Source organism: Aeromicrobium phoceense (assembly GCF_013868155.1).
Classification (GTDB): Bacteria; Actinomycetota; Actinomycetes; order Propionibacteriales; family Nocardioidaceae; genus Aeromicrobium; species Aeromicrobium phoceense.
The window spans coordinates 2,455,044-2,477,884 of the sequence record NZ_JACEOG010000001.1 but is presented as its reverse complement, the minus strand read 5'-3'; the positions used below and the strand labels follow the sequence as shown (position 1 = coordinate 2,477,884).

Sequence of the window (22,841 nt, the reverse complement as noted above, 5' to 3'; positions counted from 1 at the left end):
CTACTCGACCACCGGGGTGCTGAGCAGGTCCTCGACCGAGGCGAGGAGGCGCGCCCGCAGGGGAGCGGCGGCGTCGGTGAAGTCGCGCTGACGGCGCACGTACTCGGCCTTGCCCTCGGGCGTCTCGATGCGGATGGGCTCGTAGCCGAGGTCGCTGAGGTCGTACGGCGAGGCCATCATGTCGACCTCGCGCACGGCCAGCGCCAGCTCGAAGGTGTCCAGGACGATCGTCGACTCGACGAACGGCAGCAGCCGGAAGGCGATCCGGTACAGGTCCATCGTCGCGTGGAGGCAGCCCGGCTGCTCCCACTCGAGCTGGTGCTCGCGACCCAGCTCCTCGATGTTGAGCGGTCGCGCCTCGTCGGTGAAGAACCGGAACGCGTCGACGTGGGTGCACGTCAGCCTGTGCGACTCGACCACCTCGTCGGTGCCGGCGCCGCCCAGGCGCAGGGGAGCGGGATGGCGCCGGTCGTCGGCGTCGCGGTAGACCATCGCCCACTCGTGCAGTCCGAAGCACCCGGTCCGCGCCGGGCGCGAGGCCGTGCGGGTGAGCAGGTCACGCGTCCAGCGCAGCCCCGGGAGGCGCTTCTCCAGTCGCGAGGTGTCCACCGAGGCCACGCCGTCGTCCTCGACGTAGGCCCCGAGCGCCGCGTACTCCGGCGCGTCGGCCAGTCCGACGCCGAGCCCGGGGTGCCAGCGCTCGAGGGCACCGGGGGAGAGGTTGTAGTACTCGAACAGGAAGTCCGCGACGGGGTGCTTCTCGCTGTTCGCGCGCCGCGCGAGGTGAGGCCCGGTGTACCTGCGCGCCCGCTCGCGGTGGGCCTCCGCCAGGGGAAGCCAGTCGGTGCGGCTCAGGACCTGCATGATCCGCAGGTGCCGAAGATCTCCAGCGTGTGTGAGATGTCGGCGAAGCCGTTCTCCTCAGCCACGCGGTCGGCCCACTTCTCGACCGTCGGGCCCTCCACCTCCACCGTGCGCCCGCACGCGCGGCACACGAGGTGGTGGTGGTGCCCGCGGCTGCAGCGGCGGTAGAGCGTCTCGCCGTCGTCGGAGCGCAGGGCGTCGACCTCGTCGGCCTCGGCGAGTGCCTGCAGGGTGCGGTAGACGGTGGACAGGCCGACGTTGTCGCCGCGATCCTCCAACAGGGCGTGGATCTGCTGGGCCGAGCGGAAGCCGTCGAGGTCCTCCATGAGGTCGGCGACGGCGCGCCGCTGGCGGGTGTTACGCGGTGCCTCGACCATGAGGTGCCTCCTGTCGGGAACGGACGTGCGTCAGGCCGTGGGCCAGCGCCGCCACGATGAACACGCCGAGGGCGATCACCACGATCGTGGGCCCCGGCTGGGTGTCGATCTGGACGCTCACGAGCAGCCCGGAGACGGCCGAGAACAGGCCGATCCCCATGGCCGCCAAGTGGGTGGAGCGGAAGCTGCGCGTCAGCTGCTGGGCCGCGGCCACCGGCACCACCATGAGTGCCGAGACCAGCAGCAGGCCGACCGTGCGCATCGCGACCGTGATCGTCACCGCCGCGAGCACCGCGATGAGCATCCCGTACAGCCGCACGGGGATGCCCATGACGCGCGCCTGCGACTCGTCCTGGCACAGGGCGAACAGCTGCGGCCGCAGGGCGACAGTGGTCGCGATCACGACGAGGCCCAGCACCGTCACGACCGCGAGATCGGCCCGGCTCATCGTGATGATCGAGCCGAACAGGTACTGGTTCAGCACGGCTGCGGACTCGCCCGCGAGGTTCGTCAGCAGGACACCGCCGGCGAGGCCGCCGTAGAACAGCATCGCCAGGGCGAGGTCGCCGCTCGTGCGTCCGATGCTGCGCAGGACCTCGAGCAGGATGGCGCCGCCCACTGCGACGACCACCGCGGTGGCCAGGGGCGCGACGCCCGTCAGCAGGCCGAGCGCGACACCGGTGAGCGCGACGTGGCCGAGCCCGTCGCCGAGCAGGGCCAGCCGGCGCTGCACGACGAACGTGCCGACGGCCGGTGCCGACAGGCCCGTGATGACCGCGGCGACGAGGGCGTACTGCATGAACGCGTACGACAGGACGCTCATGACGTGCCTCCCGGAAGAGGGCCCTCGGCGGGCACGGGCCGTGTCACGGACGGCTCGCTGCTGTGCGCGTGGTCGTGCGCGTGGTCGTGGGTCCCGGGTCCGACCGCGGGTCCCTCGTACTCCACCAGCCCGCGGTCGAGGTGGACCGCGCGGTCCACCAGCGGCGCCATCGGGCCCAGCTCGTGGGCCACCATGACGATCGCGGTGCCGCGCTCGTCGAGCTCGCCCAGCAGGCCGGCGAAGACCTCGGCGCTGTGCGCGTCGATGCCCGCCATCGGCTCGTCCATGACGACGAGATCGGGGTCGGCCACGAGCGCCCGCGCGATGTGGGCGCGCTGCTGCTGGCCGCCGGACAGGTGCGTGATCGGCCGTTTCGCGAGGTGGGCGAGACCGACCCGCTCGATCAACTCGGCGGCCGCGGCGCGGTCGGCGCGCGACGGCCAGCCGAAGCGCGGGCGGCGCGACAGGGCACCGCTCACCACGACCTCGCTCACCGTGGCGGGGACGCCGGAGAACACCTCCGGGCGCTGCGACATGTACCCGATCCGCTGGTGGTCGGTGAAGCGCCCGAGCGGGGTGCCGAAGAGCTCGATCGAGCCACGGTGCGGCAGCAGTCCGACGAGGGCGCGCACGAGCGTGGACTTTCCCGATCCGTTGGCACCCAGGATCGTCACGAACTCACCCGGCATCACCCGCAGGTCGACCCCGCGCAGCACCTGGGTGCCGCCGAGGTCGACCGTGACGCCGCTGGCGTCGATGACGGGAGGGACGGAGGGGGACGTCACGAGCAGCCGTTCGCCTTCGTCAGCGCGTCGAGGTTCTGTCGCATGAGGGAAACGTAGTCCTCGTCGCTCGTCTCGTCCGACAGGCCCTCGATCGGGTCGAGCACCGCGGTGTCGGCCCCGGTCTCGCGGGCGACCGTCTCGGCCAGGGCGGAGGACGCGAGGCGTTCGGTGAACACGGTGGTGATGCCGTGGTCCTTGACCTCCTCGGTGATCTCGGCCAGCGCCGCCGTGGTCGGCTCGGACTGCGGGTCGATGCCGCTGATCGCGATCTGCGTCAGGCCGTACGCCGCGGCGAGGTGCCCGAACGCGGCGTGCGACGTGACGAACTCCGTCTGCTTGCACGAGGCCAGACCGCTCGTGAAGTCGGCGTCGAGCTGCTCGAGTTCGGCGATCAGCTCCTCGGCGTTCGCCTCGTAGGTGGACGCGCCGTCGGGATTCGCCTCGACGAGAGCGTCCCGCACGCCTGCGGCTGCGGTCACCATGTTGGCCGGGTTCAGCCACACGTGCGGGTCGACGCCGCCGTGGTCGTGGTCGTGACCCTCGTGGTCGTGGCCCTCCTCCTCGTGACCTTCCTCCTCGCCCTCGATCGGCGCCACGCCCTCGGCCAGGTCCACGGTGGACCCGCCGTCGCGGTCGGCGTCCTCGATCGCGTGGTCGACGGCCTCCTGGAAGTTCGACAGGTACACCACGACGTCGGCCTCGTTGACCTTCATGACCTGCTTGGCCGTGAGCTCGAGGTCGTGGGCCTCCGCGCCGGGGGACGTGAGCGTGGTGACCGAGACGTCGTCGCCGCCGATCCGCTCGGCGAGGAACTGCGCGGGATAGAACGACGTGACGACCTCGGTGCGTCCGTCGTCGTCACCGCCTCCGGCGCAGGCGACGAGGGTTGCGGCGAGGAGGGCGGTGCACGCGGCACCGGCAAGCAGCTTCATGACAACCATTCTCAAGAGGGTTGAGAACGATTGTCAAATCAGAGGCGGTGGCCGGTGGCCGGGTCGAAGACGTGGACGTCCGCGAGATCCAGGGGCGCGAGGCGGATGTGGCTGCCCTTCTCGGGTGGACGGCGCCAGTCGGTGCGGGCGACGAGGTTCTCCGTGAGGTTCTCGGTGTGCCCGTAGAGGTACGCGTCGGCGCCGGTCTCCTCGACGACCGAGACGGTGATTGGCAGGCCCTGCTCGGAGATGCCGAGGTTCTCCGGCCGCACCCCCAGCGTGACGGTGCCGTCGACCCGCTCGAGGACGGACCGCTCGATCGGGACGAGGGCGTCGCCGAGGCGCACGCCGCCGTCGACGACGGGCAGCTCCAGGAGGTTCATGGCGGGGGAGCCGAGGAACCCCGCGACGAAGACGTTCGCGGGGCGGTCGTAGATCTCGCGCGGCGTCGCCACCTGCTGGAGGACTCCGGCGTCCATGACCGCGACGCGGTCGCCCATCGTCATCGCCTCGACCTGGTCGTGCGTGACGTAGACGGTCGTGGTCCCGAGCCTGCGCTGGAGCGCCGCGATCTGGGTGCGGGTCTGCACGCGCAGCTTCGCGTCGAGGTTCGACAGCGGCTCGTCCATGAGGAACACCTGCGGCGACCTGACGATCGCCCGGCCCATCGCGACGCGCTGGCGCTGGCCGCCGGACAGCGCCTTCGGCTTGCGATCGAGGTAGGGCGTCAGGTCGAGGATGGCCGCGGCCTCCTCCACCCGGGTGCGGATCTCGGCCTTGGGGACGCGCGCGATCTTGAGGGCGAAGCCCATGTTCTCGGCCACTGTCATGTGCGGGTAGAGCGCGTAGTTCTGGAACACCATCGCGATGTCCCGGTCCTTGGAGGCCAGGTGGGTCACGTCGCGGTCCCCGATGAGGAGGCGACCGGAGTCCACGTCCTCCAGGCCCGCCAGCATCCGCAGCGTCGTGGACTTGCCGCAGCCCGACGGACCGACCAGCACGAGGAACTCGCCGTCCTCGATGGCGAGATCGATCGCGTCCACGGCCGGACGCTCCTGCCCGTCGAAGACCCGGGTCGCCTTCTCGAAAGTCACCGATGCCACGATGCTGCTCCTTCAACTGGGTTCATGGGCGCTGGGTTCATGGTCACCACGGCTGCCCGTCCGGCTTGTGGGCCACGGTGAAGCGGTAGTAGTCGATCAACTTCAGGTCCGCGGCGGCGTCCGGATCCACGACGCACGTCACGTGCGGGTGCAGCTGGAGCACCGAGGCGGGGCAGTACGCGCTCACCGGTCCCTCGACCGCGGCGGCCACCGCGGCCGCCTTGGCCGGACCGGTGGCGACCAGCACGACGTGACGTGCCTCGAGGATCGTGCCGAGGCCCTGTGTCAGCACGTGGATCGGGACCTCGTCGACCGAGCCGAAGAAGCGGGCGTTGTCCTCGCGGGTGCGCGGGGTCAGGGTCTTGGTCCGGGTGCGCGAGGCCAGGGACGACCCGGGCTCGTTGAAGCCGATGTGGCCGTCCGTGCCGATCCCGAGCAGCTGCACGTCGATGCCGCCCGCGGCGGCGATCGCCGCCTCGTAGCGGGCCGCCTCGGCGGGGACGTCCGTCGCCTCGCCGTCGGGGCCGTCGACCTCAATGCCCGCCTGGTCGGTGAAGTCGCGCCGGATCACCGAGTGGTAGCTCTGCGGGTGCGAGCGGGGCAGGCCCAGGTACTCGTCGAGCGTGAAGGCGCGCACGCTGTCGAACGAGAGCTCGCCGGTGTCGCGCCGGCGCAGCAGCGACGTGTAGACCGGCAGTGGGGACGAGCCGGTGGCCAGGCCGAGGACCGCACCAGGGCGCAGGTGCCCGGCGATCGCGTCCGCGGCGACCTCGCCCGGGCTCGTGGTGACGACGACCTCCATCAGCCCATCACTCCCTCGGTGACCAGCAGCGCGGCACCGCGGGTGCCGACCGCGACGTGATCGGGCAGCCAGCGCACCCGGTCGGCGACCGGGACGGCGCGGCCCACGAGGGCGCGGTCGTCGTGGTGCAGGCGGGCGGTGACCGCGGCACGCAGTGCGGGGTTGCGGGAGACGACGCCACCGGTCACGAGGATCAGCGCGACGTCGGGGCCGTAGGCCAGCAGCGTGATCGCGTGCGCGATCCCGGCGGTGAGGTCGTCCGCGGTCCGGGCCGCCGCCTCGTCCCCGGCCTCGGCCGCGGCGAACAGCTGGCGTGCGGTGCCCGACCAGCCACGCCGCAGGCCGCTGCCCGAGGCGTACAGCTCGAGGCAGCCGGTCTGCCCGCACGGGCACACCGGGCCGCTGCGGTCGAAGACGAGGTGGCCGATCTCGCCGGCCGAGCCGGTCGCCCCGGCGCGCAGCCGACCGCAGAGCACCATCCCTGCGGCCAGGCCCGTGCCGATGTTCAGCAGGGCGTAGTCGTCGACGCCGGGATCGTGCTGCGCGAGCCAGCCGCGGGCGCCGAGCGCGGCGGTCTTGACGTCGTTCTCCACGCCCACCGGCCCGGGCGTGAGCGCCCTCAGCGTCGGCAGCAGGTCGAGCGGCTCGGCCCCGAGCCCGAGGTTGACCGCATGCGACGCGGTGCCCCGCGAGACGAATCCGGGGATGCCCACACCGATGCCCACGACGTCGGCGTCGGGTACGGCGGCGGCGAGGTCGTGGACGGCCGCGGTGATGCCGTCGCGGATGCCATCGGCGCCGAGCTGGGTACGGCGGCGCAGCTCGGCCAGCGCGGGGCCGGTGGGGTCGGTGGGCGACACGGCCATCGCCTTGACGGAGGTGCCGCCGATGTCGAGGCCCACGAGGATCGGAGTGGTCACGAGTTGTCACCCCTCAGCGCGCGCGAGAGCGCGGTCAGCAGGGCGGCCGACGAGCCCATCGTGCACAGCACGTCGGAGCGGTCCGCGAACCTCGGATCGGGCCACGCCAGCTCGACGAGCCGCGCCTGCGGGTTGGCGTCCAGCTGCGCGGTGACCCAATCGCGGACCTCGGGGTGGGCGGCGGCACGGCGGGCGACCACCAGGACCTCGCCACCGAACGGGCCGACGCCCTCCAGGTCGCGAGCGGTCAGGTCGACGACGTCGGCGTCCACGTCGAGGCGGCCCCAGTCGGTCCAGCCCACGGCGGGATTGGTGCCGGTGTCGATGCGCACGACGGTGGCGCGTCCCGTCAGCGGGGTGACGCCGAGCCGGGCGACCACCTCCGCGGCGACCTTCTCGGAGGCGGTCCGGGCGGTCTCGATGGTTCCCGGCTCGGGCGCGGGGCGGCCCGACCAGTCGGCGCGCAGCCGCTCTACCCGCACTGCTGCGTCCCTGAGCCGGCTGCGCTCCAGGGTGCCGGCCCCGACCGCCGCGACGACCGCTTCCACGGCCTCGGTGAGCGCACGCGGCTCGGCCGAGGACTCCGGGCCGAGGCACAGCAGGTCGGCACCGGCGGCGAGCGACGCGACCGCCGCGCCACCGAGGCCGAGGGGGCCGCTGGCGCCGGCCATGTCGAGCGCGTCGCTGACGATCACGCCGTCGTAACCGAGCTCGTCGCGCAGCAGCCCGGTCAGGACGGCCCGGCTCAACGTGGCCGGACGGTCGGGATCGAAGGCGGCGAGGACCACGTGGGACGTCATGATCGACGCCGCCCGAGCCTCGATCGCGGCCCGGAACGGCACCAGCTCGCGCTCGCGCAGGACTGCGGCGGAGGCGTCGACGCGGGGGAGCTCCAGGTGCGAGTCGGCGCTCGTGTCGCCGTGCCCGGGGAAGTGCTTCACGCTCGCGGCGACGCCCGCCGAGGCGAGTCCCTCGACGAAGGCGGCGACGTGGCGGGCCACGAGCGCCGGGTCGGCGCCGAAGCTGCGGGTGCCGATGACGGGATTGGCGGCGTTGCTGTTCGCGTCGGCGCACGGCGCCAGGTCCAGCCACACGCCGGCCTCACGCAGCTCGGCACCGATGCCGGCGGCGATCGTGCGGGTCAGCGCGACGTCGTCGACGACGCCGAGCGCGGCGTTGCCCGGGTGAGCGCTGCCCGTCGCCATGTGCAGACGGGTCACGTCGCCGCCCTCCTCGTCGAGGGCGAGGATCCGGGTGGGGTCCAGCGCCGCGACGGCCCGGGCGACGGGGCGGACGTCGCCGTCCGCGGGCAGGTTGTCGCCGTAGAGGCAGATCCCGGCCAGACCGTCGGCGAACGCCTCAGCCAGCCACGAGGGAACCCGCGGGCCGTGGAACGCGGCCAGCATCACGCCGTGCGCGTCGGCGCGCACCGAGTCGTCGGTCATCCCTTCACCGCCCCCGAGACGAGGCCGGAGGTCATCCGGCCCTGGACGATCATGAAGAACACGATCACCGGAACGGCCACCATCGTCGCGCCGGCCATGACGCCGGGCCAGTCAATCGCCTCGTTGGACACGTCGGACAGGCCGCGCAGCCACAGCGGCAGCGTGCGGTTCGACGGGTCCATGACGACGACCGCGAGGGTGAACTCGTTCCAGGCCTGCAGGAACCCGTAGACGCTGGCCGCCACCAGCCCCGGAGCCAGCAGGGGGAACGTGATCGTGAAGAAGGCGCGGGTGCGGCTGCAGCCGTCGACCATCGCGGCCTCCTCCAGGTCGATCGGGACCCCGTCGGCGAAGCCGCGCAGCATCCAGATGGTGAAGGGCAGGATCATCGCGATGTAGAGCAGACCCAGGCCGCCGATCGTGTTGTAGAGGCCGGCGTCGCCGAGCATCTTGTACTGGCTGATGAAGAGGGCCTCCGGCGGGATCATCTGGATCGCCAGGACGACGAGGACGAACTGGGCGCGCCCGCGGAAGCGGAAGCGCGAGATCGCCACGGCCCCCAGGAAGGCGCACAGCCCGGCGCAGATCACGGCGATCATCGTCACGGTGATGCTGAGCTTGAACGAGTCGACGAAGGCGTCGTCGAAGACCCTCGCGAAGCCCGAGCCCGTGAGGTCGCGGGGGAACCAGGCCGGCTCGGGGGAGCGCAGCCGGGCGGCCGGCTGGAACGCGCTGTTGAGGATCCAGTAGACCGGGAACACCCACAGGACCGCGACCACGACGGCCAGGGCACCCCACAGGCGGCGGGTCGTCGTGCGCGTCATCGCGACTCCTTCAGCAGCGCGCGGACGTAGCCCGCGGTGAGGACGAGGGTCAGCACGAGCACGAACATCGCCAGCGCGGAGGCCATGCCGTAGTCGCTCTGGCCGATGCCGAGCGTGTAGATGTACGTGCCGAGCAGGTGCGTCTTGCTCGGGGTGCCGCCGACGCCCTGCAGGTAGTAGATCTGGGCGAACACCCGCAGGTCCCACACGACCTGAAGCAGCAGCGTGATCGTGAGGACGGGGCGGATCGTCGGGTAGACGATGTGCCGGAACCGCTGCCAGGCGTTCGCGCCGTCGAGCTCGCCGGCCTCGAGCGCCTCCTCGGACACCTGGGTCAGCGCCGCGTAGATCGTGAACATGACGAACGGCACGCTCATCCACACGACGATCACGGTGGCCACGAAGTAGAAGGACCAGGGGTTCGTCAGCCAGTTGTGGCCGTCGAAGGACTCGAACCCGAGGCGGACGAGCGTCCAGTTGATGACGCCGTAGCGGGTGTCGAAGAGCCACTGCCACGAGGTCATCGCGGCGATCACCGGCATGGCCCACGCGAGCAGCATCGCGATCTGCAGGGTCAGCCGGGGCCCGCGCGACACGTGCTTCAGCAGCACTGCCAGCGAGATCCCGATGACCATCGTCACGACCACGTTGACGGCGCAGAACGCGAGCGACCGGCCGACGACCGCCCACATCTGCGGATCGGTGAACAGCTGCGTGTAGTTCTCCAGGCCGACGAAGGGTGCCGCCTGGCCGAACTGCTGGGCCCGGCCGTACTCCTGGAACGACATCACGACCTGGCGCACCAGGGGATACCCCATGGCGATCCCCAGGATCACCACCGCCGGCGTCAGCAGGGCGTAGGGCCCGAACCTGCGGGCGGCCGTCTGCGTGCTCATCGTTCCTCCTTCCCTGGGCAGTGTGCTCCCGGCAGGCGGCGGGGCCCGGCCTCACGACCGGGCCCCACCGGACTCCTCACCGCGAGCGTGTCACTTGTTGAGCTCGGCCTCGAGCTTGGCGTCGGTGGCCTTCGCGACCGTGGCGACGTCCTCGCCGTTGGCGATGGCACCGAAGAACTCCTCCATGACGCTCGACGTCTCGACCGCCGCCCAGTTCGGCGACGTCGGGGTGAGCTTGGAGTTGCCGGCCGCGGTGATGGCCGCCGTGGCGAACTCGTCGTCGCCCATGAGCGACGTGAACTCGTCGTTCGCCGGGCCGAGGCCGTTCTTGGCGAGCAGCTGCTGGTAGTCGTCGCTGTAGATCAGCTTGAGCACCTCGAAGGCCAGGTCCTGGTTCTTCGACTTGGCCGACACGGCGAGGTTCGAGCCGCCGGCGAAGACCGGGGCGGCCTCACCGTCGACACCCGGCAGCGCGAAGCCGCCGAGATCCTCGGCCTTGTCCTCGGCGACCGACCAGCGGGCCCAGCTCGGCGCCATGAACATCGCGGCCTCGCCGTTGTTGAACGGGGTCCACGCCTCCTCGTCCTTGCCGTCCTTCGGGGCGGTGGTGGCCTTCTCGGCCAGCTGCTGCCACTGCTCGAGACCCTGGATCGACTCGGGGCTCGACAGCTTGCCCACCCACGCGTCGCCCTCCTGGACGGCGATGTCGCCCCCGTGCGCGAAGATCCAGCTGATGCCGTTGCGCCAGTCCTGGCCGGGCAGCCAGAACCCGCTGTACTTGTCGCCGCCGTCGGCCTTCAGCTGCGCCGCCGCGGCGCTGAAGTCCTCGAGGGTCTTCGGGGGCTCCAGGCCGGCGTCCTTGAGGGCCTTCTTGCTGTAGAAGACGTAGCGCGAGCCCCAGTAGTACGGCACCGCGTAGAGCTTGTCCTCCCACGTGCCGGCCTCGACGAACGACTCCGGGCCCATGGCACCCAGCTCGTCGGCCTTGTCGGTCAGGTCGGAGAAGGCGCCGATGCTCGTGAACGAGGCGGCCTGGGTGTTGCCGATCTCCACGACGTCGGGCGACTCGTCGCTCGGCAGGGAGGTGTTCAGGCGGGTCAGCAGCTCGCCCCAGTCGATGCGCTCGATCTTGAGGGTCTTGCCGTCGTTCTGGGCGGCGAACTCCTTGGTCAGCCAGTCGCTGGCCTCGGTCGGGGTGTCCTCCTTGCCCGCGAGCCACAGGGTGATGGTGTCGGACCCGGCGTCGGACGACGAGTCGTCGTCGCCCCCGCACGCGGCCAGGACGCTCAGGGCGATCCCGGCCACGGCCGCGCTCGCCACGAACTTACGGAGCTTCATGATGTGCCTCTCCTGCATGATGTGTGGTGGTGGAGTGTTCGGCGCGGCGCACCTCACACGACTCCCAGCTCGCGATGGCGCACCAGCGCCGCCGCCCCGGTCAGGACGAGCTCGTCGTGGGCGACCAGGCGGATCCTGATGCGCTGGGCGACGAAGGGGAGACTCTGGCGGGCGACGGCGGCGCGTGCTGCCTCCAGCACCGGGCCGTCGAGCAGGTCGGTCGGTCCGTGCAGGACGACGTCGGCGATGCCGAGGGTGGTCACGATCGGCGTCAGGACCGATCCGAGCAGGTCGCCGACGTGACGGCGGGCCTCGTCGGACCCGGCCGCCCGCAGGGCCGGGGCGCTGAGCAGGGTCTCGAGGCAGCCGCGGTTCCCGCAGGCGCATGCGGCGCCGTCGGGATCGACGACGATGTGGCCGATCTCGCCGGCCGAGCGCAGGGGACCGGCCACCGGGTGGCCGTCGACGAGGATGCCGCCGCCGACGCCCTGCCCGATCGTGACCATCAGCGGGCCGGCGTCGTCGCCGTCGCCGAAGGCGCCTTCGGCAACCGCCGCGATGTTGGCGTCGTTGCCGACGCACACCGGCAGCCCGTGGCGCTCGGCCAGGGTGGCGGCGAGGGGGACGTCCTCCCAGGCCAGATTCGGCGCCTGCAGGACGACGCCCGCGTCGTCGATGATGCCCGGCGTGCCGACCCCGATGCCGAGCACGCGGCGGGGAGCTCTCTCGACGAGACGGGCGACGAGCGTGGACAGGTCGTCCACGGCGTCAGCACCTCGGGTGAACGGGGCCTGCTCGCGCAGGAGGACCTGACCGTGCAGGTCGACGACGGCGCCGTCGAAGCCCGAGTCGTCCGACAGGTCGACCGCGACGATGACCGGCGCGTCCTTCGAGATCGCGACGAGGGTCGCGGGCTTGCCCAGGTGGGTGCCGGGGCGGGCGCCGATGTCGTCGACCAGCGACTCCTGGAGCATCTCGGCGACCAGGTCCGACACCGTCACGCGGGTCAGGCCAGTCTCGCGGGCGAGGTCGGCGCGGGTCGTCGGGCCGTGGTCCATGAGGTGCTGCAGCAGCAGGGTGCGGTGGTGCCGACGGGTGTCGGCCGGGCGCACCTTGCCCACCGCACGGCGGGTCACTGTGGTCGAGGTCACAGAGTTAATAAACCAAACTAACTAAAGCCCGTCAAGGCATTCGGGGGAACTGATCACGGACCGCCGTGAGGCCGGGGGTATCGTGGATCGCTGACCTCGGGCGCGCGTTGTCACGACGACGCGCAACGGCCCGCCGACATCCAGCCGGACAGGATTTCCTCCATGGCCTCAGTCATCGACACCGTCATCAGCCTCTGCAAGCGCCGCGGCTTCGTCTACCAGTGCGGCGAGATCTACGGCGGCACCCGCTCCGCCTGGGACTACGGGCCGCTCGGCGTCGAGCTCAAGGAGAACGTCAAGCGCCAGTGGTGGCGCTCGATGGTGCAGGGCCGCGACGACGTCGTCGGCCTCGACTCCTCGGTGATCCTGCCCACGCCGGTCTGGCAGGCCTCGGGCCACCTCGCCGCCTTCGTCGACCCGCTGGTCGAGTGCCTGCAGTGCCACAAGCGCTACCGCCAGGACCACCTCCAGGAGGCGTACGCCGAGAAGCACGGCCTCGACGACCCCGACGCGGTCGAGATGTCCACGCTGGTCTGTGCGAACTGCGGCACCCGCGGCCAGTGGACCGAGCCGCGCATGTTCAACGGCCTGCTCAAGACGTTCCTCGGCCCGGTCGAGTCCGAGGAGGGCCTGCACTACCTGCGCCCCGAGACCGCCCAGGGGATCTTCGTGAACTTCGCGCAGGTCATGGGCTCGTCCCGCCAGAAGCCCCCGTTCGGCATCGGGCAGATCGGCAAGAGCTTCCGCAACGAGATCACGCCCGGCAACTTCATCTTCCGCACGCGCGAGTTCGAGCAGATGGAGATGGAGTTCTTCGTCAAGCCCGGCGAGGACGAGGAGTGGCACCAGTACTGGATCGACACGCGCCTCAAGTGGTACACCGACCTCGGTGTGAACCCCGAGAACCTGCGCCTGTTCGAGCACCCGGCCGAGAAGCTCTCGCACTACTCCAAGCGCACCGTCGACATCGAGTACCGCTTCGGCTTCGCGGGCTCGGAGTTCGGTGAGCTCGAGGGCGTCGCGAACCGCACCGACTTCGACCTGTCGACGCATGCCAAGCACTCGGGCAAGGACCTGTCGTACTTCGACCAGGCCAACAACGAGCGCTGGACCCCGTACGTCATCGAGCCGGCAGCCGGTGTGAACCGCTCGCTGATGGCGTTCCTCGTGGACGCCTACACCGAGGACGAGGCGCCCAACGCCAAGGGCGGCGTGGACAAGCGCACCGTGCTGCGCCTGGACCCGCGACTCTCGCCGGTCAAGGCCGCGGTCCTGCCGCTGTCGCGCAACGAGGCCCTCTCGCCCAAGGCGCGCGACCTCGCCGCCGAGCTGCGCCAGAACTGGAACGTCGACTTCGACGACGCCCAGGCGATCGGCAAGCGCTACCGCCGTCAGGACGAGATCGGCACGCCGTTCTGCATCACGGTCGACTTCGACACCCTCGAGGACGACGCGGTCACGATCCGGGAGCGCGACTCGATGTCGCAGGAGCGCATCGGCCTGAGCCAGGTCAGTGGGTACCTCGCGTCGCGCCTCATCGGTTGCTGAGCGTGCGCGCCCTCGCCGCAGCGCTCCTGCTGCTCGCGCTGGCCGCGTGCTCGAGCGGTGACGCCCAGGAGTCGTCAGCGCCCGAGCCGGGCTTCGAGGTGCCGGCGGGCCTGAGCCTGTCCGATCCGGGCACCGAGAAGAAGGTCGGCGAGTCGCTGGCCGTGGCCTACCCGTCGGCGGACGACGAGGCCGGCACTGCGATGACGCTCGGCGTCGCCCGGATCGACAAGGCGCCGCGCCGCGACCTCTCGCTGTTCACGGTGCCTGAGGGCATGCAGCCGTACTACGTGCGCGTCGTGATGGGGAACCGCGGTCCGGCCGTGGCGGAGTTCCCCGAGGGCCTGCCGTGGTGGCTGCACCTCGCGGGCGACGTCCTCGTGCCGCCGACGGCCACGCCGGCCGGGCTCACCGCGTGCCGCGCGCCCCAGGTCGGTGCCTCCTTCGCGGCCGGCCAGACGGCCAAGGGCTGCCTGCTCTACTTCGTCCCGCGGGGCACGGCGGTCGAGTCGGTCGACTTCCAGCCCGGCGGCGTGACCACGGCGGTCCGATGGCGACCCTGACGCGGGGCCTCGACCTCGGGCGCGTCCACGTCGACGTGCCGGTCGTCCTCGCCCCGATGGCCGGCGTCACGAACGTGGCGTTCCGCCGGCTGTGCGCCGAGCAGGGCGCCGGGCTCTACGTGTGCGAGATGATCACCACCCGCGGCCTCGTCGAGGGCGACGCCACGAGCCTGTCGATGCTGACGTTCGCCGAGGGCGAGCAGGTCCGCTCGGTGCAGCTCTACGGCATCGATCCCGACACCGTCGGCCGTGCCGTGGAGATCCTGTGCGCCGACCACGGCGTCGACCACGTCGACCTCAACTTCGGCTGCCCCGTGCCCAAGGTGACCCGCAAGGGCGGTGGCTCCGCGCTGCCGTGGAAGGCCACGCTGCTGGGCCAGATCCTCAACGCGGCCGTGAGCGCCGCGGAGCCGTACGGCGTGCCGGTCACGATGAAGACCCGCAAGGGCATCGACGAGGACCACCTGACCTACCTCGACGCCGGCCGCATCGCCGAGGACACCGGCTGTGCCGCAATCGCGCTGCACGGCCGCACCGCGGCGCAGCACTACAGCGGACGCGCCGACTGGGACTCGATCGGCGAGCTCAAGTCCGCGGTCGACATCCCGGTGCTCGGCAACGGCGACATCTGGGAGGCCTCCGACGCGCTCGCGATGGTCGAGCAGACCGGCTGCGACGGCGTCGTCGTCGGCCGGGGCTGCCTCGGCCGGCCGTGGCTCTTCCGCGACCTCGCGGCCGCCTTCGACGGTCGCACCGTCGCCACCCTGCCGAACCTCGGCGAGGTCATGGCCGTCATGCGCCGCCACGCCGAGCTGCTGGGGGAGTGGCTGGGCGAGGAGCGCGGCTGCGTGGAGTTCCGCAAGCACGTCGCGTGGTACCTCAAGGGCTTCCCCGCGGGCTCCAGCGTGCGCGACCGGCTCGGGCACGTCAGCTCCTACCGGGCGCTGGACGAGCTGCTCAGCGACCTCGACCCCGACCTGCCGTTCCCGGTGAGCGAGCTGGGCGTGCCGCGTGGCCGCCAGGGCTCCCCGCGCAAGGTCGTGCTGCCCGAGGGCTGGCTCGACTCGCGCGAGATGTCGGGCGCCATGGACGCGGCGGCCGAGGACGCGATCAGCGGCGGCTGACCCGGCGCGCCTCGCGCGCCAGCTCGACCTCGTCGAACGACACCCGGCGGGCGACCTCCGCGTCGAGGTGCGCCGCCTGGGCTGAGACCGGCCCGTCAGGCGTGTGCACGTGCACCGAGGCGACGCCCAGGCGGCGCTGCAGCGGCCCCTGGGAGAACTCGACCGACTGCACCTTGTGGTGCGGCACGATCGAGCGGCTGCGCGTGATCCAGCCCGTCGCCGTGGTCACCGTGTGCGCGGTGGACTCCAGCCAGCGGTATCTCCAGCCGACCGGCGCGAAGAGCCGCGAGCGGCGCGTGGGACGCACCCGGTCGCCGGTGCCGCGATCGGGATCGGGGATCAGCTCGTCGACGATCCGCTGGGCGAGGTCGAGGTCGGCGATCGGGAGCAGGGTCGTGGACGAGACGCCCCCGCTGTCGTCCGAGACGGCGCCGTAGCCGGCGACGTCCACGTCGAGGCGCGACCAGCGGTAGCGGCGCCAGACGATCGGCTCGACGACGGCGATGCCCTGCACGCGGTCGTAGGGGATCGTCTGTGAGCTGCGGCTCAGCAGGCCGCGCTCGATCCGCAGGCCGCGTGGACCGCGGGACAGCGTGAAGTCCCACTGGGCGAAGATCCGGTTGGTGATCATCTGGCCGATGCCCCACAGGGCCGGGATGAGGATGGCCAGCAGGGCCCAGCCGGTCTCGGTGAAGAGGGCGAAGCCGATCGATCCCAGCGCGGCGAGCACCGTGGCGACGAAGTCCAGCGAGAGCAGCGTGCCGATGATGATGCGGTCCGGCGGCACGACGTGCAGCACCTGGCGCTGCTCCTGCAGCGCGAGCCCGCCCTCGCCCTCGGCGTCCTGCGGCGTTCCATGGGCGCGCTCGAGCAGGAGGCGGCGCAGGCGCCGCGACTCGGCCAGCGTCAGGAAGCGCAGTCGCGTGCGGGAGTCGGAGCCGCCGGCCATCTCGATCGTCAGCTCGGAGAGCCCGACCACCCGGGCGATGAGCGGCTCGTTGATGTCGACCGACTGCAACCGCTCGAACGGGATTCGGCGCGAGGACTTGAACAGCACGCCCTTCTCGACCCGGACCTCCTGGTCGTCGATCACGTAGCGGGTGAAGAGCCAGCTGATCCAGCCCGCCACCGCGCCGAGGAGGAAGCCCGCCGGCATGGAGGCGAGGGTCCACCACTCGGGGTCGCTGAAGTCGAGGGCCTGCCACGCGAACGCCACCGCGACGCCGGCACCCCAGATCAGGCCCTGCAGCAACGCGGTCAGGGGGTGAGTGCGGTGCGCCTCAGACGCCGGCGCCATGACCCTCACCGAGATCGGTCAGCCGGTTGCGCAGGCGCGTGGCCTCGTCGAGGGGGACGCCGGGGATCTCGGCCGCCGTGGCGGTGGAGGCGGTGTGCAGCGTGACGGTGGCGAACCCGAACGCGCGGGCCACCGGGCCGGACTGCACGTCGACGAACTGCATCCGGCCGTAGGGCACGACCACGAGACGGCGGAACATGATGCCGCCGCGCACGACGAAGTCGTCCTCGGCCTCGGCGTAGCCCCAGCTGCGGCGGTTGCGCGGCGCCCACCACCAGATCCACGCGATGAGACCCACGCCGATCACGGCCGGGATCCAGGCGAGCCAGGACCATTCGCCCCACGCGTCGCCGAAGGCGAGCCACAGTCCGACGGAGACCAGGAGCAGCACGATCCCGAAGGCCGAGCCGATGAGTCCGCGGGCCGTGGCGAGCTGCGGGGAGACGGCGGTCCACTCGCCCTCCGGGCTGGTGAACAGGTCCTGACGCATGCGATCCACCCTAGGGCTGCCCCGCGCAGCGTGTACGGTCCCCTCTCGTGGGACACCTGATCAGCGCCGAGGCGGTCGTCGACGTCCGGGTCGACCTCGAGCCGGGCTGGGTCGAGATCGCCGACGGCACGATCGTGGCCTCCGGCACGGGCGCGCCGCCGCGGCCGGCCGACGAGCACCACGACGGCATCCTGGCGCCGGGACTCGTCGACGCCCAGATCAACGGCGCCTACGGGGCGGACTTCGCCGCCGCCACTGCCGACGAGTGGGACCGGATCGTCGACGGCCTCGCCACGACGGGCGTCACCGCGATCGCGCCGACCTTCATCACCGCGCCCGTCGAGTCCCTCGTCGAGCAGCTGCGGGACTTCCGCGGCCAGCGGGCCCGGCTCGCCGGCCGGCCCGGTGCGACGCGCCTGCTCGGCGCGCACGTCGAGGGCCCGTTCATCTCGGCCGCCTGCAAGGGTGCGCACGACGAGGCATTCCTCGTCGACCCCACGCCCGAGCGCGTCGACGCGCTGATCGAGGCCGGGGGAGCGGACCTGGGCTACGTGACGCTCGCCCCCGAGCGTGCCGGTGCCCTCGAGGCGATCGAGCGGCTCGTCCGTGCGGGGGTCCGGGTCAGCATCGGGCACAGCGACGCCGACGATGCGACGGCGACCCGCGCCGTCGACGCCGGCGCGACCCTCGTGACCCACCTCTACAACGCCCAGCGCGGTCTCGGGCACCGCGACGGCGGCGTGGTCGGCGTCGCGCTGACCGACGCCCGCCTGACTCCCGGACTGATCGCCGACCTGCACCACGTCGACCCGATCGCGCTGCGGGTCGCGTTCGCCAGCGCCGCGGGCCGCATCATGCTCGTCACCGACGACCTGTCGACGTTCGGGATGCCTCCGGGCCGGTACGAGCTCGGTGGCGCCGCGGTCGTCATCGACGAGGACCAGCCGGCGCGCCGCGAGGACGGCACGATCGCCGGGGCCGCGGTGCGCCTCGACGCCTGCATCGCCCACGTCGTCCGGGCCGCCGGGGTCGACGTCGCCACGGCGATCCGGGCGGCCAGCACGGTGCCCGCCGTCGCCCTCGGCGCGCCCGAGCTCGGCACTCTCGCACCCGGGACGCCCGCCGATCTCGTCGTGCTGGACGCCGCCGAGCTGCGCGTCACGCACACGTGGATCGCAGGCAGGCGCCCCGGTTGACCGAGCGCCCGACCCGGTGGGACACTGGTAGACGCAGCCTTCGCGGCTGCCACCACCTCCACCTCTCCTGAACAAGGATGAACATGGCCAAAGCGCTGTACGGCTACGTCGGTGGCCCGTCCCCTGAGCACGCTCACGAGGTCGCGGTCCTGCGCCGCCGGATCGGCGACCTCGAGAACGAGGTGCTGCGACTGAAGGCCGAGAACGACGGCCTCCTCGCGCGCCTCGCCGAGACCGCGCACGACGGCGACCTCGCCGAGCTGCTCGAGTCCGCTGCTCGCTGATCCTGCGGCGTTTCCCCTGCGATGGCCGACATCGCAGGCACTAGGCTGACGTCGTGTATCTGAAGACCCTCACGCTGCGGGGATTCAAGTCCTTCGCGTCGTCCACGACGCTGGCCCTCGAACCCGGCATCACGGCAGTCGTCGGCCCCAACGGGTCCGGCAAGTCCAATGTCGTCGACGCCTTGTCGTGGGTGATGGGCGAGCAGGGCGCCAAGACGCTGCGTGGCGGCAAGATGGAGGACGTCATCTTCGCCGGCACCGCCGGCCGCGCGCCCCTCGGGCGCGCCGAGGTCGTCCTGACCATCGACAACTCCGACGGCGCCCTGCCGATCGAGTACGCCGAGGTCACGATCAGCCGCACGATGTTCCGCAGCGGCGGGTCCGAGTACGCGATCAACGGCAACACGTGCCGCCTGCTCGACGTCCAGGAGCTGCTGAGCGACTCCGGCATCGGCCGCGAGATGCACGTCATCGTCGGTCAGGGCCAGCTCGACTCGGTGCTGCGCGCCACCCCCGAGGAGCGCCGCGGCTTCGTCGAGGAGGCGGCGGGCGTCCTGAAGCACCGCAAGCGCAAGGAGAAGGCGCTCCGCAAGCTCGACGCCACGCAGGACAACCTGACCCGGCTGAACGACGTGCTCACCGAGCTGCGCCGCCAGCTCAAGCCGCTGGGCCGCCAGGCCGAGGTCGCCCGCCGGGCCGCCGGCATCCAGGCCACCGTCCGCGACGCGCGCGCCCGCCTGCTCGCCGACGACATCGTCGCCGCGCGGACCACGATCGAGACCGAGCTGGCCGACGAGCACGCGCTGCGCGCCCGTCGCGAGGAGGTCGAGAAGGCCCTCGCCGAGGCCCGGCGCATCGAGACCGAGCTCGAGCAGGCCCTCGCCACCGACGCGCCCCTGCTCGCCCGCGCCCAGGAGACGGTCTACGCCCTCGGCAGCCTGCGCGAGCGGTTCCACGGCACGGCCAACGTCGCCCGTGACCGGATCCGGCTCGCCGCCGACGCCTCGTCCGACCGCGTCGACGGTCGCGACCCCGAGGAGCTGGAGGCCGACGCCCGGCGTGCCCAGGAGCGTCTCGTCGAGCTCGAGGCCGACGTCGCCACCGCCGCGGAGGCCCTCCAGGGAGCCATCGCCGCGCGCGGGGAGGCCGAGGAGGCCTACTCCACCGAGGAGCGCCGGATCGCCGGCCTGCTGCGCGCCGCCGCCGACCGCCGCGAGGGGCTGGCCCGCCTGCACGGCCAGGTCAACGGGCTCAAGAGCCGCGCCGCTGCCGCGGGCGAGGAGATCGGCCGCCTGACGGCCGCCCGCGCCGAGGCGCGCCAGCGCGCCGAGGAGTCGCAGCGCGAGTTCAGCGCGCTCGAGAGCACGATCGCCGGACTGAGCGCCGGGGAGTCCGGCCTCGACGAGGAGCTGGAGGGCGCCGAGGAGGCCCTGGCCACCGCCGAGGCCGCCGTCACCGAGCTCACGTCCAGACGCGACGAGCTGGAGCGCCGCCTGGCCACCGCCACGGCGCGCAAGGAGGCCCTCGAGCTGGGCCTGAACCGCAAGGACGGCTCGGGTGCCCTGCTCGCGGCCTCCGACCGGCTCAACGGCGTGCTCGGCTCCGTCGCCGCCCTGATCACCGTCCGTGGGGGCCACGAGGCGGCCGTCGGCGCTGCCCTCGGAACCGCCGCGGACGCCGTGGCCGTCGACCGGGTCGACAGCGCGATCGACGCGCTGCACCTGCTGCGCGAGGAGGACCTCGGCCGCGCTGGCCTGCTGCTGGGCTCGGGCCAGGTGTCCACCGACGGCTGGCCCGCTCTGCCGGACGGCGCCGTCTACGCCGAGTCGCTCGTGGAGGCGCCCGCCGAGCTGCGCGGATCCCTGCGCCGCCTGCTGCACAAGGTCGCGGTTGTCGAGACGCTCGCCGCGGCGAAGCGCCTCGTCGCCGACCTGCCCGACGTCACGGCCGTCACCGCCGACGGCGACCGCATCGGCGCCCACTTCGCCGAGGGCGGCTCCACCAGCTCGCCCAGCCTGATCGAGGTCACGGCCGCGATCGACGAGGCGGCCGAGACGATCGAGCGCACCGGCCACGAGCTGGAGGCGCTGCGCTTCGAGACCGAGCGCGCGACCACCACCGCCGAGGCCGCGAACGACCGGGTCGACGCCGCGCTGGCCCGCCTGCACGAGTCGGACGCGTCGATGTCCGCCGTCGCCGAGAAGCTGGCCCAGCTGGGCACCACCAGCAGGTCCGCTGCCGCCGAGGCCGAGCGCCTCCAGACCGCCATCGCCGCCGCCGAGGAGGCCCGCGACCGTGACGTCGCCGGGCTGTCCGAGCTGGAGGAGCGGCTGACGGCCGCGGAGGACGCACCCGACGTCGAGCCCGACACGGCCGAGCTGGAGCGGCTCGCCGAGGCGGCGTCGGCCGCCCGTCGCGCCGAGACCGACGGCCGGCTCGCGCTGCGCACCGCCGAGGAGCGCGCCAAGGCCCTCGGCGCCCAGGTCGCGTCGCTGCTGGAGGCCGCCGAGGCCGAGCGTGAGGCCCGCGAGCGGGCCCGGGTGCGCGCCGAGCGGCGTCGCCGCGAGGCCGAGACGGCCACGGCCGTGCTGCAGGCCGCCGAGACCGCCCTGCAGCACCTCGAGCAGTCGTACGCCGACGCCACCCGCACCCGGGTGGAGATCGAGCACTCGCGGTCCGAGCGCGAGCAGCGGCTCAAGGAGGCCCGCTCCACCGTCCGTGGCCTGTCGTCCGACCTCGAGGGCCTGACCGACTCGGTGCACAAGGACGAGATGGCCCGCGCCCAGCTGCGGCTGCGGCTCGAGGCCCTGCAGGAGCGCGCTCTGGAGGAGCTCGGCGTCGAGGCCGACACGCTCGTGGCCGAGTACGGTCCCGACCAGATGGTGCTGCCGATCGATGGCGAGGGTGAGCCCATCCCGTTCGAGCGCACCGAGCAGGCCAAGCGCCTCAAGACGGCCGAGCGTGAGCTGGCGATGCTCGGCAAGGTCAACCCGCTCGCGCTGGAGGAGTTCTCCGCCCTGGAGGAGCGTCACCAGTTCCTCTCCGAGCAGCTGGACGACCTGCGCAAGACCCGCGAGGACCTCCTCGAGATCGTCGCCGACGTCGACGCCAAGGTCGAGCAGGTGTTCACCGAGGCCTGGGCCGACGTCGAGCGGGAGTTCAACGACGTCTTCTCCCGCCTGTTCCCCGGTGGCGAGGGCCGCCTGATCCTCACCGATCCGTCCGACATGCTGGCGACCGGCATCGACGTGGAGGCCCGGCCCCCGGGCAAGAAGGTCAAGCGGCTGTCGCTGCTCTCCGGTGGCGAGCGGTCGCTGGTGGCCGTCGCGTTCCTGGTCGCGCTGTTCAAGGCGCGTCCCAGCCCGTTCTACATCCTCGACGAGGTCGAGGCGGCGCTCGACGACACGAACCTCGGCCGCCTGCTGGAGATCTACGAGGAGCTGCGCGCCAACTCCCAGCTCATCGTGATCACGCACCAGAAGCGCACGATGGAGGTCTGCGACGCCCTGTACGGCGTGACGATGCGCGGCGACGGCGTCTCGGCCGTGATCAGCCAGCGTCTGCGCGAGGAGGAGTCGGCATGAGCCGTCCCGGAGCCACGTTCACCATCACCACCCGGTGGGAGGACGAGGACGTCTACGGTCACGTCAACAACGTGAAGTACTACTCCTACTTCGACACCGCCGTGAACGGCTACCTCATCCGCGAGACCGGCACCGACATCCGCCGCCTCCCGGCCTACGGGATCGTCGCGGAGTCCTCGTGCCGCTTCCTGCGCGAGCTCAAGTTCCCGCTCGACGTCGTGGCGGGCCTGACGGTCACGAAGCTGGGCAACTCCAGCGTCGTCTACGAGATCAGCCTGTACCAGGACGACGACCCCGAACCGGCCGCGATCGGCCGGTTCGTGCACGTCTACGTGACGGGGGAGGACCGCAAGGTCACCCCGATTCCGGACGTCATCCGCACGGTGCTGGAGCCCCTCGCGGTCTGAGACGGACGGGGCGGGTGATGTCCGCCACGTCGGATGCTCGACCGCACCTTCCTGACCCTGCCGCGACCTACGCTCGCGGGTGGATCACAAC

General features: G+C 72.1%; 22 protein-coding genes. 7 read left to right on the top strand and 15 right to left on the bottom strand.

Annotation, left to right across the window (positions count from 1 at the left end; translation table 11 throughout):
- The 13 genes from H1W00_RS12015 to H1W00_RS11955 all read right to left on the bottom strand — a co-directional run bounded on the left by H1W00_RS12015 (window position 1) and on the right by H1W00_RS11955 (window position 12,260).
- On the bottom strand, window positions 1-864 hold the full coding sequence (locus tag H1W00_RS12015; protein WP_181755910.1) for a 3-methyladenine DNA glycosylase: 864 nt from the start codon (window positions 862-864) through the stop codon (window positions 1-3).
- The gene (locus H1W00_RS12010) at window positions 852-1,241 is read right to left on the bottom strand and encodes a Fur family transcriptional regulator (protein ID WP_181755909.1); all 390 of its coding nucleotides are present in this window, start codon (window positions 1,239-1,241) and stop codon (window positions 852-854) included. Before H1W00_RS12010 ends, H1W00_RS12015 begins: the two co-directional genes overlap by 13 nt.
- The gene (locus H1W00_RS12005) at window positions 1,222-2,064 is read right to left on the bottom strand and encodes a metal ABC transporter permease (RefSeq protein WP_181755908.1); all 843 of its coding nucleotides are present in this window, start codon (window positions 2,062-2,064) and stop codon (window positions 1,222-1,224) included. The genes H1W00_RS12010 and H1W00_RS12005 overlap by 20 nt, the downstream gene beginning before the upstream one ends.
- Complete coding sequence (locus H1W00_RS12000; protein WP_338072891.1) at window positions 2,061-2,849, bottom strand: metal ABC transporter ATP-binding protein; 789 nt, start codon at window positions 2,847-2,849, stop codon at window positions 2,061-2,063. The genes H1W00_RS12005 and H1W00_RS12000 overlap by 4 nt, the downstream gene beginning before the upstream one ends.
- Window positions 2,846-3,781 carry a metal ABC transporter substrate-binding protein gene (locus H1W00_RS11995; protein WP_206680018.1) on the bottom strand — a complete coding sequence of 312 codons (936 nt, stop codon included), beginning with the start codon at window positions 3,779-3,781 and terminating at the stop codon, window positions 2,846-2,848. The genes H1W00_RS12000 and H1W00_RS11995 overlap by 4 nt, the downstream gene beginning before the upstream one ends.
- A gap of 38 nt (window positions 3,782-3,819) precedes the next feature.
- Entirely contained in the window at window positions 3,820-4,884 is a 1,065-nt protein-coding gene (locus tag H1W00_RS11990) for a sn-glycerol-3-phosphate ABC transporter ATP-binding protein UgpC (RefSeq protein WP_181755906.1), read from the bottom strand.
- A 43-nt stretch (window positions 4,885-4,927) separates the two neighbouring features.
- Entirely contained in the window at window positions 4,928-5,686 is a 759-nt protein-coding gene (gene nagB / locus H1W00_RS11985; RefSeq protein WP_181755905.1) for a glucosamine-6-phosphate deaminase, read from the bottom strand.
- Window positions 5,686-6,606, bottom strand: a complete 921-nt coding sequence (locus H1W00_RS11980) for an ROK family protein (protein ID WP_181755904.1) — start codon at window positions 6,604-6,606, stop codon at window positions 5,686-5,688. Before H1W00_RS11980 ends, nagB begins: the two co-directional genes overlap by 1 nt.
- Window positions 6,603-8,051 (bottom strand): glycoside hydrolase family 3 N-terminal domain-containing protein, encoded by a 1,449-nt coding sequence (locus tag H1W00_RS11975; RefSeq protein ID WP_181755903.1) that lies wholly within the window; start codon window positions 8,049-8,051, stop codon window positions 6,603-6,605. The genes H1W00_RS11980 and H1W00_RS11975 overlap by 4 nt, the downstream gene beginning before the upstream one ends.
- Window positions 8,048-8,875 (bottom strand): carbohydrate ABC transporter permease, encoded by an 828-nt coding sequence (locus H1W00_RS11970; protein WP_181755902.1) that lies wholly within the window; start codon window positions 8,873-8,875, stop codon window positions 8,048-8,050. Before H1W00_RS11970 ends, H1W00_RS11975 begins: the two co-directional genes overlap by 4 nt.
- A complete protein-coding gene (locus tag H1W00_RS11965; RefSeq protein WP_181755901.1) occupies window positions 8,872-9,771 on the bottom strand; it encodes a carbohydrate ABC transporter permease in 900 nt (299 codons plus the stop codon). The genes H1W00_RS11970 and H1W00_RS11965 overlap by 4 nt, the downstream gene beginning before the upstream one ends.
- A gap of 90 nt (window positions 9,772-9,861) precedes the next feature.
- On the bottom strand, window positions 9,862-11,109 hold the full coding sequence (locus tag H1W00_RS11960) for an extracellular solute-binding protein (RefSeq protein WP_181755900.1): 1,248 nt from the start codon (window positions 11,107-11,109) through the stop codon (window positions 9,862-9,864).
- Between the two features lie 53 nt (window positions 11,110-11,162).
- Window positions 11,163-12,260 (bottom strand): ROK family protein, encoded by a 1,098-nt coding sequence (locus H1W00_RS11955; RefSeq protein ID WP_206680017.1) that lies wholly within the window; start codon window positions 12,258-12,260, stop codon window positions 11,163-11,165.
- A 162-nt stretch (window positions 12,261-12,422) separates the two neighbouring features.
- On the opposite strand from H1W00_RS11955, the gene H1W00_RS11950 reads away from it, so the two are divergent.
- The 3 genes from H1W00_RS11950 to dusB are packed head-to-tail and all read left to right on the top strand — an operon-like array spanning window position 12,423 to window position 15,492.
- Window positions 12,423-13,808 carry a glycine--tRNA ligase gene (locus H1W00_RS11950; RefSeq protein WP_181755899.1) on the top strand — a complete coding sequence of 462 codons (1,386 nt, stop codon included), beginning with the start codon at window positions 12,423-12,425 and terminating at the stop codon, window positions 13,806-13,808.
- Between the two features lie 2 nt (window positions 13,809-13,810).
- Entirely contained in the window at window positions 13,811-14,368 is a 558-nt protein-coding gene (locus H1W00_RS11945) for a hypothetical protein (RefSeq protein WP_181755898.1), read from the top strand.
- On the top strand, window positions 14,356-15,492 hold the full coding sequence (dusB, locus tag H1W00_RS11940; RefSeq protein ID WP_181755897.1) for a tRNA dihydrouridine synthase DusB: 1,137 nt from the start codon (window positions 14,356-14,358) through the stop codon (window positions 15,490-15,492). The genes H1W00_RS11945 and dusB overlap by 13 nt, the downstream gene beginning before the upstream one ends.
- Here dusB and H1W00_RS11935 read toward each other — a convergent pair.
- Both H1W00_RS11935 and H1W00_RS11930 read right to left on the bottom strand, forming a co-directional pair.
- Window positions 15,479-16,789, bottom strand: a complete 1,311-nt coding sequence (locus H1W00_RS11935) for a PH domain-containing protein (protein ID WP_181755896.1) — start codon at window positions 16,787-16,789, stop codon at window positions 15,479-15,481. The genes dusB and H1W00_RS11935 overlap by 14 nt on opposite strands.
- Entirely contained in the window at window positions 16,773-17,279 is a 507-nt protein-coding gene (locus H1W00_RS11930; protein WP_181755895.1) for a PH domain-containing protein, read from the bottom strand. The genes H1W00_RS11935 and H1W00_RS11930 overlap by 17 nt, the downstream gene beginning before the upstream one ends.
- Before the next feature lie 47 nt (window positions 17,280-17,326).
- Here H1W00_RS11930 and nagA point away from each other — a divergent pair, with 47 nt between their 5' ends.
- From nagA to H1W00_RS11910, 4 genes are all read left to right on the top strand, one after another.
- Window positions 17,327-18,475, top strand: coding sequence for an N-acetylglucosamine-6-phosphate deacetylase (gene nagA / locus H1W00_RS11925; protein WP_181755894.1), 1,149 nt, complete (start codon window positions 17,327-17,329; stop codon window positions 18,473-18,475).
- 83 nt (window positions 18,476-18,558) lie between these two features.
- Window positions 18,559-18,759 carry a hypothetical protein gene (locus H1W00_RS11920; protein ID WP_181755893.1) on the top strand — a complete coding sequence of 67 codons (201 nt, stop codon included), beginning with the start codon at window positions 18,559-18,561 and terminating at the stop codon, window positions 18,757-18,759.
- Between the two features lie 53 nt (window positions 18,760-18,812).
- Entirely contained in the window at window positions 18,813-22,343 is a 3,531-nt protein-coding gene (gene smc / locus H1W00_RS11915; protein ID WP_181755892.1) for a chromosome segregation protein SMC, read from the top strand.
- Window positions 22,340-22,750, top strand: coding sequence for an acyl-CoA thioesterase (locus H1W00_RS11910; RefSeq protein WP_181755891.1), 411 nt, complete (start codon window positions 22,340-22,342; stop codon window positions 22,748-22,750). Before smc ends, H1W00_RS11910 begins: the two co-directional genes overlap by 4 nt.
- The last annotated feature ends 91 nt before the right edge of the window (window positions 22,751-22,841 follow it).

What these genes read in the sequence shown, in the direction of transcription:
- H1W00_RS11950 (WP_181755899.1), top strand. Translation starts at nt 12,423, where the DNA reads ATGGCCTCAGTCATCGACACCGTCATCAGCCTCTGCAAGCGCCGCGGC.
- H1W00_RS12005 (WP_181755908.1), bottom strand. Translation starts at nt 2,064, where the DNA reads ATGAGCGTCCTGTCGTACGCGTTCATGCAGTACGCCCTCGTCGCCGCG.
- H1W00_RS11995 (WP_206680018.1), bottom strand. Translation starts at nt 3,781, where the DNA reads ATGAAGCTGCTTGCCGGTGCCGCGTGCACCGCCCTCCTCGCCGCAACC.
- H1W00_RS11930 (WP_181755895.1), bottom strand. Translation starts at nt 17,279, where the DNA reads ATGCGTCAGGACCTGTTCACCAGCCCGGAGGGCGAGTGGACCGCCGTC.
- H1W00_RS11920 (WP_181755893.1), top strand. Translation starts at nt 18,559, where the DNA reads ATGGCCAAAGCGCTGTACGGCTACGTCGGTGGCCCGTCCCCTGAGCAC.
- dusB (WP_181755897.1), top strand. Translation starts at nt 14,356, where the DNA reads ATGGCGACCCTGACGCGGGGCCTCGACCTCGGGCGCGTCCACGTCGAC.
- H1W00_RS11965 (WP_181755901.1), bottom strand. Translation starts at nt 9,771, where the DNA reads ATGAGCACGCAGACGGCCGCCCGCAGGTTCGGGCCCTACGCCCTGCTG.
- nagB (WP_181755905.1), bottom strand. Translation starts at nt 5,686, where the DNA reads ATGGAGGTCGTCGTCACCACGAGCCCGGGCGAGGTCGCCGCGGACGCG.
- H1W00_RS12015 (WP_181755910.1), bottom strand. Translation starts at nt 864, where the DNA reads ATGCAGGTCCTGAGCCGCACCGACTGGCTTCCCCTGGCGGAGGCCCAC.
- H1W00_RS11970 (WP_181755902.1), bottom strand. Translation starts at nt 8,875, where the DNA reads ATGACGCGCACGACGACCCGCCGCCTGTGGGGTGCCCTGGCCGTCGTG.
- H1W00_RS12010 (WP_181755909.1), bottom strand. Translation starts at nt 1,241, where the DNA reads ATGGTCGAGGCACCGCGTAACACCCGCCAGCGGCGCGCCGTCGCCGAC.
- H1W00_RS11975 (WP_181755903.1), bottom strand. Translation starts at nt 8,051, where the DNA reads ATGACCGACGACTCGGTGCGCGCCGACGCGCACGGCGTGATGCTGGCC.
- H1W00_RS11960 (WP_181755900.1), bottom strand. Translation starts at nt 11,109, where the DNA reads ATGAAGCTCCGTAAGTTCGTGGCGAGCGCGGCCGTGGCCGGGATCGCC.
- H1W00_RS11910 (WP_181755891.1), top strand. Translation starts at nt 22,340, where the DNA reads ATGAGCCGTCCCGGAGCCACGTTCACCATCACCACCCGGTGGGAGGAC.
- H1W00_RS11935 (WP_181755896.1), bottom strand. Translation starts at nt 16,789, where the DNA reads ATGGCGCCGGCGTCTGAGGCGCACCGCACTCACCCCCTGACCGCGTTG.